Raw genomic sequence first — 13,064 nt, forward strand, 5'->3', positions numbered from 1 at the left:
ATGTTCACAGACCTTGCCGTTCTGCCAGGGGCAGTGGGGCTTGATGAACCGGTGCTTGGCTCCGATGGTGGTGATCGCGGCCGGGACGTCGTTGGAGTGGCGGTAGGACCAGTGGTTGTCGGTGATGACTTCCTCGATGCGGTCGATCCCGAAGGTGGCGAAGTAGGTCGCAGCGCGCAGCAGGAAGCCGGCGCAGGTTGGGCCCTTCTCGTCGGGCAGGATCTCGGAGTAGGCCAGCCGGCAGTGGTCATCGACCATGGAGTGCACGTAGTCGAACCCGATCCTTTGTCGCTGCTGCTTCGCCGCCGCCGTCGCTTGACGGCCGTGGGCGCGCCAGCCGCCGCCCTCGGGGATCTTCCCGACCTTCTTCACATCGACGTGGACCAGCTCGCCTGGCCGTTCGCGTTCGTAGCGCACAGTGGTGGTCTTCGATGCCCTGATCACCTCGCCGGTCAGCGGGTCGCACTCACGCAGGTAGGGCACGCCGTGACGGCGCAGGACCCGGGACACGGTCCGGGCCGGCACGCCGAGCTCGGGTGCGATCCAGTCCTGGCCACGACGCTGTTCGCGACGCGTGGCGAGGATCTGCTCCTCGACCTCGACCGGTGTCTGGGAGGGGCAGTGGTGTGGACGGGAGGACCGATCGTGCAGGCCGGCCTCACCCTCCTCACGGAACCGCTTGACCCAGCGGTGGGCGCACTGGCGCGAAACCCCTTGGGCCTCTGCGGCGTGGGCGACAGCCCAACCCTTCTCACAGATGCGTTCGACCAGCAGTTGCCGGCCCCTCACGTTCAAACGGGCGTTACGGTGGGACACGAGGACCTCCGGACGGTAGGCGACTTCGACATCACCCACCGCACCCGGAGGTCCTCACTACGTCAACAACCCGCCCGGAGTGTCACCAACCTCATGGCCGGGTACACCTAGGCTGCCGTGCATGGCCGACCTGCTCGAGATCGCTGACGAGCTCTACGGCCTGACCCTGCCCGAGTTCACGCCCGCGCGCGACGCGCGGGCCAAGGAGCTCAAGGGCACCGACCTGGCGCCGCAGGTGAAGGCGCTGAAGAAGCCGTCGACCGCGGCCTGGGTCGTGAACCTGCTCGTGCGCCGCGAGGCCGGGCAGGTCGAGCAGGTGCTCGCCGTCGGCGACGCGCTCCGCGAGGCCCAGGCCAGCATGTCCGGCGACGAGCTGCGCGCGCTCACCCGGCAGCGCCGCCAGCTCACCGCCGCCGTCACCACCCAGGCCCGGGGCGTCGCCTCCGACGCCGGCACCCGGGTCACCCAGGCCGTCGCCGACCAGGTCGAGGCGACGCTGACCGCGGCGATGGTCGACGAGGACTGCGCCCGCGCCGTGCGCAGCGGGCTGCTGGTCGCCGCGCTGGCGACCACCGGCCTCGACGCCGCCGACGTCGCCGGTGCGGTCGCGCTGCCCGAGGCGCTCGGCTTCGCCGCGACCCCGCGGGAGGCTGCGCCGTCCCCCCGCCCGGACCTGCACGTCGTCCCCGACCCCGAGGCCGACGAGAAGGCTCTCGCCCTCGCCCGCGAGGCGCTGGAGGAGGCCGACGCCGAGCTGACCGGTGCCACCTCGGCGTACGACGACGCCGTCGCCGACGTGAAGAAGCTCGAGGCCCGCAGCATGCAGGTGCAGGCCGAGATCGACGAGCTGCGCGCGAAGGTCGCGGAGCTCGAGGCGACGTACGAGGAGGTCGACGACGAGCTCGGCGACGCCGAGGACGTCCGCGCCGAGGCCGAGGAGTCGCTCCGCGAGGCCACCATCGCCCGCGACGCCGCCGCTGCGGCGGTGGAGAAGCTCGGACGGTAGTCCCTGACGTTTGCGGGGTTCACGAGCGCGATGGACCCCGAAACTGGCAGGGACTACCGCAGAGGGACGCTAGTCGGCCCAGCCCTTCGAGCGCTCGACGGCGTCGGTCCAGCGGGCGTAGCAGGCGTCGGCCCGGGTGCGGTCGGCGCCGGGCTCGAAGCGCTGGTCGAGGGTCCAGGTGTGGCGGAGGTCGTCGGTGGAGGCCCAGACCCCGGTGCCGAGGCCGGCGAGGAACGCCGCGCCGAGGGCGGTGGTCTCGACCATGCTCGGCCGCTCGACGGGTACGCCGACCTGGTCGGCCTGGATCTGGCAGAGCATGTCGTTGGCGGCCGCGCCACCGTCGACCCGCAGGGCGGAGAGGCCCGGCATCGTGTCGAGCACGTCACGCACCTCGAACGCGATGGCCTCGAGCGTCGCCCGCACGATGTGGGCACGGGTGGTGCCGCGGGTGATCCCGATGATCAGGCCGCGGGCGTGCGGGTCCCAGTGCGGCGCACCGAGGCCGGTCAACGCCGGCACGAAGACGACGCCCTCGCTGTCGGGCACCGTCCGGGCGATCGCCTCGGTCTCGGTGGCGGAGCCGACGATCTGGAGCCCGTCGCGCAGCCACTGGACGGCCGCGCCGGTCACGAAGATCGAGCCCTCGCTCGCGTAGGTCATCTCGCCGGACGGCGAACGCCATGCGGCCGTCGTCAGCAGGCCGGCGTCCGAGCGCAGGATCGTCGAGCCGGTGTTGGTGAGGATGAACGACCCGGTGCCGTAGGTGCACTTCGAGTCGCCCTCCTCGAAGCAGGTCTGGCCGAACAGCGCGGACTGCTGGTCACCGGCCAGGCCCGCGATCGGCAGCGACAGGTCGAGGAACGACCTCGGGTCGGTGGTGGCGATCTCGCCCCAGTTGGGCACCAGCTCGGGCAGCGCGTCGCGCGGCACCCCGAAGAGCGAGCACAGCTCGTCGCTCCAGTCACCCGCCTCGAGGTCGAAGAGGAGCGTGCGGCTCGCGTTGGAGACGTCGGTGCAGTGATAGGTGCCGCGCGTCATCCGGGCGATCAGGTAGGAGTCCACGGTGCCGATCGCATAGCGCCCCGACTCCACCAGCGCCCAGGTGTGCGGTTCGTTCTCGGCCAGCCACATCAGCTTGGTGCCGGAGAAGTACGGGTCCAGCCGCAGCCCGGTGAGCTCGCGCACCCGGTCCTCGTGGCCCGCGTCGCGCAGCCGCGTGCAGAGGTCCGCCGTACGACGGTCCTGCCACACGATCGCCCGGCGGGGCGACCCCAGCGTCTCGCGGTCCCACAGCAGCACGGTCTCGCGCTGGTTGGTGATGCCGACCGCCTGCAGCTGCGACGCGTCGTACGCCTTGATGACCTGGCTGGTCGCCTCGAGCGTCGCCTGCCAGATCTCCTCGGGTGCGTGCTCGACCCAGCCCGGCCGGGGGAAGTGCTGGGCGAACTCCTGGTAGCCCTTGGCCGAGATCGTCCCGTCCTGCTCGACGACGACCGCGGTGACCCCGGTGGTGCCGGCGTCGATCGCCAGCACGCTCATGCCCGGGTGGCCCGGATGATCTCGAGCACCTGGACGTCGATCCACGAGCCGTCGGCCGCCACCCGCATCTCGTAGTTCTCGGTGCCGACCCAGGCCGCGAAGTCGCGGGCGCCGGCGGCCTGCGCCAGCTCCTCGAGCTCGGCCTCGAGCTCGGGCGTGACCGGCACCTTCTCGTCGTCGGTCGAGGCAGTCAGGTAGAGGTCGCTGAGCAGGAGCAGGCGGGTCAGCTCCGTGATCGGCTCGGGATGGTCGTCGACCCGGAGGTCGACCGCGATGTCGTCGAGACCGCCGTAGCCCGCACCCTCCTGGACGACGAGCAGCGCGGCCGACTGGCGCCCGCGGGAGTCGCCGCCGGCGGCGTCGCCCGCCGCGAGGGCGGCGAGCAGCCGGTGCGCGAGCGGGGCGTCCTCGGCGGAGGCCAGCCAGGCCGCCTCCATCGCATCGACGACGCCGGCGCCCGCCAGGATGTTGCCCTGGATCGCGAACCCGTCGCCGGTCACGCTGCCCGCCCAGTCCAGGCACGCGTGCCCGGTGTGGCTGGCCGCGTTGCCGTCGACGTCGATGATGCCGACCTGCCGGTGGTCGCGCCCCTCGTCCTCCTCGATCAGCCGCTGCAGCGCGACCGACGCCGTGGCGCCGTCGTCGAGGTGGGCCAGGGCCAGCCCCTTGTAGGCGACGTTGGCGTCGGCCTGGGTCGCGATGGCGCCGACGCCGGCCACGGCCGCCGGCACCGGCGACCCGACGGCCAGGAACTTGGAGGCGACGGCCACGCCCCAGGACTCACCGTCAGCGGACCGGGCCACGATCGAGAAGGTCATGGCGCCGAGACTAGCGACCGGCGCCGGCGACCCGGTGTCCGTCTGGCGGTGAGACCGGTCGCCCCCCGCCGCCGGCTCTACTACAGTCGACTCGATCTGAACGATCCAAAGACCTCGAGCCGACAGGAGTGGCTATGCGCGTCGGAGTGCTGACCGGAGGCGGGGACTGTCCCGGCCTGAACGCCGTCATCCGGGCGGTGGTGCGCAAGGGGGTCAAGGAGTACGGCTTCGAGTTCGTCGGCTACCGCGACGGCTGGCGCGGTCCGCTCGAGGGCCAGACCATGGAGCTCGGCATCGAGCAGTGCCGCGGCATCCTGCCGCGCGGCGGCACGATCCTCGGCTCCTCGCGCACCAACCCGTTCAAGCTCGAGAACGGCGTGGAGCGGATCAAGGAGAACCTCGCGGCCGACGGCGTCGACGCCCTGGTCGCGATCGGCGGCGAGGACACCCTCGGCGTCGCCACGAAGCTCGCCGACCTCGGCGTCGACGTCGTCGGGGTGCCGAAGACGATCGACAACGACCTCTCCGGCACCGACTTCACGTTCGGCTTCGACACGGCCGTCAACATCGCCACCGAGGCGATCGACCGGCTGCACACCACGGCCGAGTCCCACCACCGGGTCCTCGTCGTCGAGGTGATGGGGCGCCACGCCGGTTGGATCGCCCTGCACTCCGGCATCGCCGGCGGCGCCAGCATGGTGCTGATCCCCGAGCAGCCCTTCGACATCGTCGACGTCTGCAACCGGGTCGAGACCCGCTTCACCAGCCAGTACGCCCCGATCATCGTGGTCTCCGAGGGCGCTGTGCCCAAGGAGGGCGGCGACATGACCCTGGCCTCCGGCGAGGTCGACGCGTTCGGCCACGTCCGCCTCGGCGGCATCGGAGACCGGCTCGCCAAGGAGATCGAGGAGCGCACCGGCAAGGAGGCCCGCGCCGTGGTGCTCGGCCACATCCAGCGCGGCGGCACGCCCACGGCGTTCGACCGCTGGCTCGCGACCCGCTTCGGGCTCCAGGCCATCGACGCCGTCGCCGACGGTGACTTCGGGAAGATGATGGCGCTGCGCGGCACGAAGATCGAGCGGCTGCCGCTGGTCGAGGGCACCGCCGAGCTCAAGCTCGTCAGCCCCGAGGAGTACGCCGAGGCAGCGGTCTTCTTCGGCTGAGCGCAGCCGCGTCAGCGGATGCGCTGAGGGTGGTCGAGCGTGTCGAGACCCGATTCACGTCGCCCCTGATTAGGGCCGCCGATCAGGGGGCAAGGTGGCCCCATGACCACCAGTGCCGACCAGACCGTGGACGTCAACGGCCCGACACCCGACCTCAAGCGGGTCCTGGGACCGAAGCTGCTGCTGCTCTTCATCGTGGGGGACATCCTCGGCGCCGGCATCTACGCGGTCACGGGGCAGATGGCGCTCGAGGTGGGCGGCATCGTGTGGCTGCCGTTCCTGGTGGCCTTCGGGGTGGCGACGCTGACGGCGTTCTCCTACCTCGAGCTGGTGACGAAGTACCCGCAGGCCGCGGGCGCCGCGCTCTACACGCACAAGGCCTTCGGGATCCACTTCGTCACGTTCCTGGTGGCGTTCGCGGTGGTGTGCTCGGGCATCACCAGCGCCTCGACGTCGTCCAACCTGCTCGCGACCAACCTGCTGGCCGGCTTCGACGCCGTCGGTTGGCACGTGCCGCAGGGCAACGTCGCGGTCACGTTCGTCGCCCTGGCGTTCATGGTGTTCCTCGCGGGGGTCAACCTGCGCGGCGTCGGCGAGAGCGTGAAGTTCAACGTGGTCCTCACCCTCATCGAGATGAGCGCCCTCGTCATCGTGATCGCCATCGGGTTCTACGTGATGGCCCAGGGCAACGCCGACATGGGCCGGATCGTGGTGTTCAACTCGGGCTCCGACCGGGGGCTCTTCCTCGCCGTGACCGTCGCGACCGCGATCGCGTTCTTCGCCATGGTCGGCTTCGAGGACTCGGTCAACATGGTCGAGGAGGTGCACAACCCGAGGGAGCTCTTCCCGAAGATCATGCTCACCGGCCTCGGCATCGCGGTGATCTTCTACATCCTGGTCGCGATCTCGGTGATCGCGGTGATCCCCGAGGGCGAGATCGAGGCGGTCGTCGCCGACGAGGGCAAGGTGCTGCTCGCCGTCGTGTCGACGGGCGCGCCCGGCCTGCCGATCGACAAGATCTTCCCGTTCATGACCGTCTTCGCCGTCGCCAACACGGCCCTGATCAACATGCTGATGGCGAGCCGGCTTCTCTACGGCCTGGCCCACCAGGACGTGCTGCCGCGCTCGCTCGGCAAGGTGCTGCCCGGCCGGCGTACCCCGTGGGCCGGCATCCTCTTCTCCACGGCCCTGGCGCTCGGCCTGATCATCGCGGTCACGTTCCTGGCCGACACGTCGGTGATCACCGCGCTGTCCGGGACGACCGCGCTGCTGCTGCTCTGCGTCTTCGCGGTCGTCAACGTCGCGTGTGTCCTGCTGCGCCGCGACGCGAGCCCGGAGGACGCGTTCAAGGCGCCCGTCTGGACGCCGTTCGTCGGGGCGGTCGCCTGTCTCTTCCTGGTCGGCCCCTGGGCCCGTGACCGGGAGGACTGGATCCAGTACCAGGTCGCCGGCGGGCTGCTCGCGATCGGCATCGTGCTCTGGGTGCTGACCTGGCTCACCAACCGGGGCGTCCGCGCGCAGAAGACCGGTTTCCGCGACATCGAGCACCTCGAGGACATCGAGGACTGAGCCGTCTCGCCCCCGGCCGCCGAATCGGGCCGGGCGGGTGCGCCGCCGTACCCTTGACCGGTGAGCACCATCCCCGACCTCGCCACCCTGCACGCCCTGAACGCTGCCCAGCAGCCGACGTACCCCGACCGGGACGCCGTCGTGGCCGCCACGGCCAAGCTGCGTACGGTCCCGCCGCTGGTGTTCGCGGGGGAGTGCGACGACCTCAAGGACAAGATCGCGCAGGTCGCACGCGGCGAGGCCTTCCTGCTCCAGGGCGGTGACTGCGCCGAGACGTTCGCCGGCGTCACCGCCGACAACGTCCGCAACAAGCTCCGGGTGCTGCTCCAGATGGCGGTCGTGCTGACGTACGCCGCGTCCGTGCCGGTGGTCAAGGTCGGCCGGATCGCAGGCCAGTACGCCAAGCCGCGCTCCTCCGACCTCGAGACCCGCGACGGCGTCACCCTGCCGGCCTACCGCGGCGACGCCGTGAACGGCTACGACTTCACGCCCGAGGCGCGGGTGCCCGACCCGCAGCGGCTCGTGGACGTCTACAACTCCTCGGCGGCGACGCTGAACCTGGTCCGTGCGTTCGTGACCGGCGGCTACGCCGACCTGCGCCAGGTGCACACCTGGAACACCGACTTCGTGCGCGAGTCGCCCATCGGCCAGCGCTACGAGGCCATGGCCGGGGAGATCGAGCGGGCGCTGACCTTCATGAAGGCGATCGGCGCCGACCCCGACGAGTTCCACCGCGTCGACTTCCACTCCAGCCACGAGGCACTGGTGCTCGAGTACGAGCACGCCCTCACCCGCATCGACTCCCGCACGGACCAGCCCTACGACGTGTCCGGCCACTTCGTGTGGATCGGCGAGCGCACCCGCCAGCTCGACGGCGCGCACGTCGAGCTGCTCAGCCACATCCGCAACCCGATCGGCGTCAAGCTCGGCCCGACCACGACGCCCGACGACGCCATCGCGCTCGCTGCGAAGCTCAACCCGGCCAACGAGGCCGGGCGGCTGACGTTCATCACCCGCTTCGGCGCCGGCAAGATCCGCGACGGCCTGCCGCACCTGGTCGAGAAGGTCACCGCCGCCGGGCTCGAGGTCGCGTGGGTGTGCGACCCGATGCACGGCAACACCTTCGAGGCGAGCTCGGGCTACAAGACCCGCCGCTTCGGCGACGTGATCGACGAGGTCCAGGGCTTCTTCGACGTGCACCGCGCCCTCGGCACCTGGCCCGGCGGCCTGCACGTCGAGCTCACCGGTGACGACGTGACGGAGTGCGTCGGCGGTGGTGAGGACCTGCTCGAGATGGACCTCGGCAACCGCTACGAGTCGGTCTGCGACCCGCGTCTCAACCGGGTGCAGTCGCTCGAGCTGGCGTTCCTCGTCGCGGAGATGTTGCGGCAGGCCTGAGGCACGGGTTCGTGGGGAGATCCGGGTCCGCCTCACGAGGGGTCGCGCAGCGTGTATTGCGGTGAAAGGACGCGCCCTGAGGCGCGTCGATGTGATGCACAGGGCCCCTCAGGAACCGATCCTCGAGTGCGCCAGACCCTGGCGGCCGGCGAGCCCGCGCCAGGGCCAATTCCGCTTTCGTATGGTGAGAGTGACGCCCGGTGCTGCTGGCCCGCGGTCCAACGTCCTGACGAGGAAGGTCCGATGCTGAGAGTCCCATCGCTCGCCGCCGTTCGTGATCACGCAGAGGCGGTCCTGATGGTCGGGAGGTCCCGACGTGGTTGAAGATCGCGACCGCAACCAGGAGGGACGCGCGCAGCAGGCCCGACCACGCGACGCTCTGGGCCGACCCTTGCCGTACGGCGCGGCCGGCGTCGAGCCCATCTCCGAGGTGCCGCTCTCACCGCAGGAGACGCTGAGCTACGCCCGCAGCCTGCTCGACGACGGGCGTCCTTTCGCGGCGCACGAAGCCCTCGAGGTCAGATGGAAGTCGTGTCCGGAGGACGAGCGCGAGCTGTGGCAGGGCCTGGCGCAGCTGTGCGTGTGCCTAACCCACCACGCGCGCGGCAACGCAGTCGGAGCTGCGAGACTCGTCGAACGCGCGGCAGGGCACCTCCAGGCTTACGTGCAGGCTGGCGGTCCGACCTTCGGACTCGACCTCGCGGCGCTCATCAGTTGCGCCGAGGTCCGCGTAGAAGGCGCCTGAGCGTTCAGGTCGACTAACCATGGCTCCACCGTGTTGGGGGTGCGCCATTGCGAACGAGTCGAGAAAGCAGCACACGCGGCGGAATGACGCCCCGTTGGGGATGGCGGAGCGGCAGGTCAAGTCGCCTTGTTAAACGACTCGCGCTCGACTGTGATGACTCCGCCTGCCGCATCGGTCTCCCGCCATCCAGGCGGCCACACCCGTGAGTCCGGGGATCCACTGCCAATCACTACGCCCGAGAAGTCGGCGCCGGAATCTGTAGCACCAGCGCCCGTAATGACGGTCCCCCGGAAGTCGGCACCCGAGAAATCGACCTCACTCTGAAACACCGCATTGGTGAATGTCACACCGTAGTCGACAGACTTGACGCCAACGGCGTAGATGACGTCAGGCCCGAATACGACTGGCCCGCCGAACGTGACCTCGTCGAACTTCGCGCCGTGGCCGAACTCGCTACCGGCCACCTCGAGGCGCGCGGCAAAGGTAGCTCTCTCGAACGATGCCTCGCCTTTGGTTGACAATCCTCCGAGGTAGGTGTCGTCCGCAAACAATGCGTCCTGAAACGACAGGTCGCTCTCGAAATCGACGTCCTCGAAGACCGTTCGCCCAGAGAATGTGGTCCGCCTGAAACTCGCTCCTCCCACCCCGGTGGGACCAGAGGTGCCCCAAGGTTCGCCGCTAAAAACCGTCCGAACGACAAAGGCGTGGTGGAAGGTCGCGTCATCGAACGAGACACTGCGCACTCGGCAATTCTCGAGGTGGAACTCATCGAGGTAGGCGCCTGTGAGGTCCAGATCGGCGTCGGCCCAGAACGTGCGGGGCGGTTCGGATGCCCAATTCGGCCATCCTAGGTGCGCAGTAACGATTCGTTGAGCAGTCAGCCGAACCTCCTCGTTCTCCACCGGACGTTCTCGACTACTGAGGCGGATGTAGGCACACAGCACGTCGAGCACCGTCTGCCGATGCTGGGGGCTTAGTTGCCCCAGTCGTTCAAGTGCGTAGAGACCGGCGAGCCGGACGGCGGGACTGTCATGGCCGAGTTGGTCCGACGCCTTGGCGTACAGCTCCGTAATCCGCCGCTCAGTTGAGTCGAACTCCAAATGGCGTTGCGCGCGCTCACCCAGCCACTGCCGACGCAGCGCCAACAGGATTGCCGCGGCGCCGGCAGCACCGGCCCCCACGGTCAGCGCGGTCTTGACCGCTTCCATGCGAAGTGATGCTTGATCTGAGGGATCGGGAGCTGAGTTGGCGATGCCAATGAGAATCGTGGCGACCGTCCAGATCGACATTCCGATGACTGCGACGGCGGCAGGAACCCACCACCATGCGAGAACCCGCAGTGGCGGTTGGTCGTCCCCGGCCGGTGCTCGATCGGAAACGAAGACTATGACGCCAGCACTTGCGAGCAGTAGGGAACCGATTCCCAATAAGGCGTCGACAGGCATGAATGGTCCGAGATCGCCATTGGTTGACGGGATCGCCGCAGCGACCCCCAGCCCTATGGACAAAGCAATCAGCAGGACCCCTGCGTCGCGTCTCACAGGCGTAGTTGACCCGAATGCGCCATCGATGTCGAGACGACATGCGAGCGCGACGCCGCAGGTGCGTGCGATCGAGTTCGAGTGACCACAGGGCAGAAGGAGTTACTTGCTCCTCGGCGGAGTGGATCGTCCAGGTCGCGGCGGAATGATGCACACGTTGGGGGGGCATCCAATGAGAACGCACAGCGGCATCGACGAGACAGATGTAGCAGCAAAGCCTCACGGTGTCATCGGCTCCCGTCTTGGGCGCGCCACCGCTCCTGTAAGCCGTCGGGCAGCGGGAACGGCGCCTCGCCGCAGTCGGAGCACGCCTGGGTCCAGCTTCGAAGCTCAGACGCGACCCAAGCGAGCCACTCGTCCTGTGCTTGACGTCGGTGTTCCTCGGAGGAAAGAAAGATGATGTCGAGACCTACGTTTGGAGTCTCATAAGCGAGTTCACGTGCGCCGTCCAGGCCCGAGTCCTCAAGCAGACCCAGGTACTCGCCGAGCAACCGAAGGGTCCTGGTTGTTCGGTGTACGCGGAATCGACGGGCGTTGACCCGAGCAGCGACTCCTTCGATCGATGCGACCGCGGCGGTCTCGAAAAGCCACAGCCAGCGATCCCGATATGCGATCGCCTGGTGCATTTCCGCTACCAGTTCGGCGCGTCGTGGGTCATCCGGTGGATAGAACTTCACTAGGAGGCGCACGGTGTAGACCGGCAGGGCGCCCACCAGGAAGAGGATGACGACAAGCATCGCCAAGGCCGACCAGGTCCAGTTGCTCGCGAGGGCGGACATCATGCACGCCCCACTTGCGGTCGGGCAGACTTCACGCCATTAGACCGAGGGACTGATCTTGCGGCAAGGAGGGACGTGAGTTCCGCGATCCCAACCTCCGTCAGACGGTAATAGCGTCGCGGGGGACGGCCTCCATTAGAGCCAGGCTCTTCCCATCCATCGTGCAGCCAACCTGAATCAAGCATGCGGCCGAGAATCGGATACATCGTCCCAGCGCGAACCCCGGTTGACCGGCTCAGCTCGTAACCCCAATGGACGCTGTGTGGACTCGCGAGTAGAGCGGTGCCAACCTTCAAGAGGCTCGTGCTGACTCGCTCCATAGGTCTTAGCATACATATATCGGCTAAGCGCGCAAGCCTGGTTCGTGACTGATGGTGTCCGAGGTTGACGGCCTCGACGGTTGGCTGCGGTGATTCCCCGGATGCGTGCAGTGCCTGCTTGAGTCACAAGCAGTGGTTCGCATGGGCGTGTGCCGGAGGAGTGGACCGACGAGAAGTTTGCACGTCCACCGGCCGGAATGCCGCGTCCGGAGTCCGCCGGATCTGAGGCGGCGGAGTGGCGCAAACTCTTCGCGGCATGAGCAAGGCCGCGTACCGCCCAGTGCGGATCCCACACGAAGGCACCCTGGAGGTCGGCCGGGGCTACCGCACTTGGCCGGACCGCCGGTAGCGCAGCAGTTAGTTCTTTGGTAGCCACTCGGCCGTCTCTGTGCCGTCCGGTCTCCAGATCACAGAAGCGATCCTGGTCCCCTTTGGCGCCTGGATTGCGATCCAGCCCTTGTAGCAGCGCCCGGAGTTCATCGTGACTAGCTCTGGGAACTTCGGGGTCGGCCAGTCGTTCCAGCTCGAGCCATCGCCGCCGTACTCGTACCCCTGCGGGTCCAGCGCTACCCACTCGCTGTTGTAGGTGGTTTGTGCCGGGAAGTCGGGGTCGGTTTCGACGTCCTTGCCGAAGCACTGTTCAAGTTCCAGACCCACGAAGTCGTTTCCGGGGTCGGGCTCACGTGCGTACGCCGGCGGATAGGGGTACTTCACGCTCGTCAGCGTTGTCAGCACGTCCCGACCTACGCGGGTGTCGCCGACTGTCAGCGCTCGATCACCGATGTTCGGCGCGTACGTGTCGGCGGCCTCAGTCGGCGTGGGCTCCGGCTCAGGTTCGATTAATGGTGCGGTCTCGGTGACCGTGACGGTCGCAGTCGGCGTTGCGTTCGGATCTCCCGAGTTGTTAGCGCACCCGCTCAGCAACAGGACCGCCGCGATCGCGAGTACCAGTCCCCGCTGCATGGCTGCAGCGTAGGTGGCCGCGGCGTGTAGGTCAGCGAACTCGATCGCGGAATGACGCACGGGTCGCGGCAAACGTGCTTTGCAGCAGTGGGGTGTCCATCTACGAGGTCTTCATGGCCTACTTTCAGACGCGAAGGGCCCTCGAGGGGGCGCAGTCGTGGCCTCAGGTCCTCGGAGTACGAAAGGCGAACGTGAGACTCATCCTTGCCCCGCATCTAGCCGTCGGCGCTAACCCGCGACCGCCCATAACTTGGGACGAACTCGTCAGGCACGGTGAGGTCGAGGTCCCGTCTGACTCCGAGGCCACAGTTCACGACATAGTCAGCCGGGTCATCGGCGAGCAGAGGTCGGACCTGGTCGGCGTCGAGCCCCAGATAGATGCTCCCGGGACTGCTGAAGGTCTGGTT

13 protein-coding genes are annotated in these 13,064 nt (G+C 68.4%); 6 read left to right on the top strand and 7 right to left on the bottom strand.

Translation table 11 applies throughout. The features are described from left to right. Window positions 1–816: IS481 family transposase (locus tag PD653B2_RS24655; RefSeq protein WP_242665430.1), on the bottom strand; the 816-nt coding region annotated here is incomplete at its 3' end. Window positions 817–937: 121 nt separating this feature from the next. Between PD653B2_RS24655 and PD653B2_RS24070 the strand changes: the two genes are divergently transcribed. Continuing rightward, entirely contained in the window at window positions 938–1,822 is an 885-nt protein-coding gene (locus tag PD653B2_RS24070; protein WP_085874958.1) for a hypothetical protein, read from the top strand. 69 nt (window positions 1,823–1,891) lie between these two features. Here PD653B2_RS24070 and glpK read toward each other — a convergent pair whose 3' ends face one another. Continuing rightward, window positions 1,892–3,361, bottom strand: a complete 1,470-nt coding sequence (gene glpK, locus PD653B2_RS24075; RefSeq protein ID WP_085874959.1) for a glycerol kinase GlpK — start codon at window positions 3,359–3,361, stop codon at window positions 1,892–1,894. Beyond that, complete coding sequence (locus PD653B2_RS24080) at window positions 3,358–4,179, bottom strand: DUF1028 domain-containing protein (protein ID WP_085874960.1); 822 nt, start codon at window positions 4,177–4,179, stop codon at window positions 3,358–3,360. Before PD653B2_RS24080 ends, glpK begins: the two co-directional genes overlap by 4 nt. Window positions 4,180–4,313: 134 nt before the next feature. On the opposite strand from PD653B2_RS24080, the gene PD653B2_RS24085 reads away from it, so the two are divergent. The 4 genes from PD653B2_RS24085 to PD653B2_RS24100 all read left to right on the top strand — a co-directional run bounded on the left by PD653B2_RS24085 (window position 4,314) and on the right by PD653B2_RS24100 (window position 9,054). After that, entirely contained in the window at window positions 4,314–5,342 is a 1,029-nt protein-coding gene (locus tag PD653B2_RS24085) for a 6-phosphofructokinase (protein WP_085874961.1), read from the top strand. A 102-nt stretch (window positions 5,343–5,444) separates the two neighbouring features. Further along, window positions 5,445–6,911, top strand: a complete 1,467-nt coding sequence (locus tag PD653B2_RS24090; RefSeq protein WP_085874962.1) for an APC family permease — start codon at window positions 5,445–5,447, stop codon at window positions 6,909–6,911. 60 nt (window positions 6,912–6,971) lie between these two features. Further along, entirely contained in the window at window positions 6,972–8,309 is a 1,338-nt protein-coding gene (locus tag PD653B2_RS24095; RefSeq protein WP_085874963.1) for a class II 3-deoxy-7-phosphoheptulonate synthase, read from the top strand. A gap of 316 nt (window positions 8,310–8,625) precedes the next feature. Continuing rightward, window positions 8,626–9,054 (top strand): DUF309 domain-containing protein, encoded by a 429-nt coding sequence (locus PD653B2_RS24100; protein WP_085874964.1) that lies wholly within the window; start codon window positions 8,626–8,628, stop codon window positions 9,052–9,054. A gap of 116 nt (window positions 9,055–9,170) precedes the next feature. Here PD653B2_RS24100 and PD653B2_RS24105 read toward each other — a convergent pair whose 3' ends face one another. The 4 genes from PD653B2_RS24105 to PD653B2_RS24120 form a co-directional block, all read right to left on the bottom strand. Beyond that, complete coding sequence (locus tag PD653B2_RS24105) at window positions 9,171–10,595, bottom strand: pentapeptide repeat-containing protein (RefSeq protein WP_133059107.1); 1,425 nt, start codon at window positions 10,593–10,595, stop codon at window positions 9,171–9,173. Window positions 10,596–10,822: 227 nt separating this feature from the next. Further along, on the bottom strand, window positions 10,823–11,377 hold the full coding sequence (locus PD653B2_RS24110; protein ID WP_085874966.1) for a hypothetical protein: 555 nt from the start codon (window positions 11,375–11,377) through the stop codon (window positions 10,823–10,825). Then, window positions 11,374–11,706, bottom strand: coding sequence for a PadR family transcriptional regulator (locus tag PD653B2_RS26105; RefSeq protein WP_085874967.1), 333 nt, complete (start codon window positions 11,704–11,706; stop codon window positions 11,374–11,376). Before PD653B2_RS26105 ends, PD653B2_RS24110 begins: the two co-directional genes overlap by 4 nt. Window positions 11,707–12,051: 345 nt before the next feature. Next, on the bottom strand, window positions 12,052–12,657 hold the full coding sequence (locus PD653B2_RS24120) for a hypothetical protein (protein ID WP_133059106.1): 606 nt from the start codon (window positions 12,655–12,657) through the stop codon (window positions 12,052–12,054). A gap of 92 nt (window positions 12,658–12,749) precedes the next feature. Here PD653B2_RS24120 and PD653B2_RS25460 point away from each other — a divergent pair. Then, window positions 12,750–13,064 (top strand): hypothetical protein (locus PD653B2_RS25460; RefSeq protein ID WP_207559528.1); only part of this gene is annotated, 315 nt, incomplete at its 3' end.

The sequence above is a fragment of the Nocardioides sp. PD653-B2 genome (genome assembly GCF_002117935.1).
Lineage (GTDB): Bacteria > Actinomycetota > Actinomycetes > Propionibacteriales > Nocardioidaceae > Nocardioides.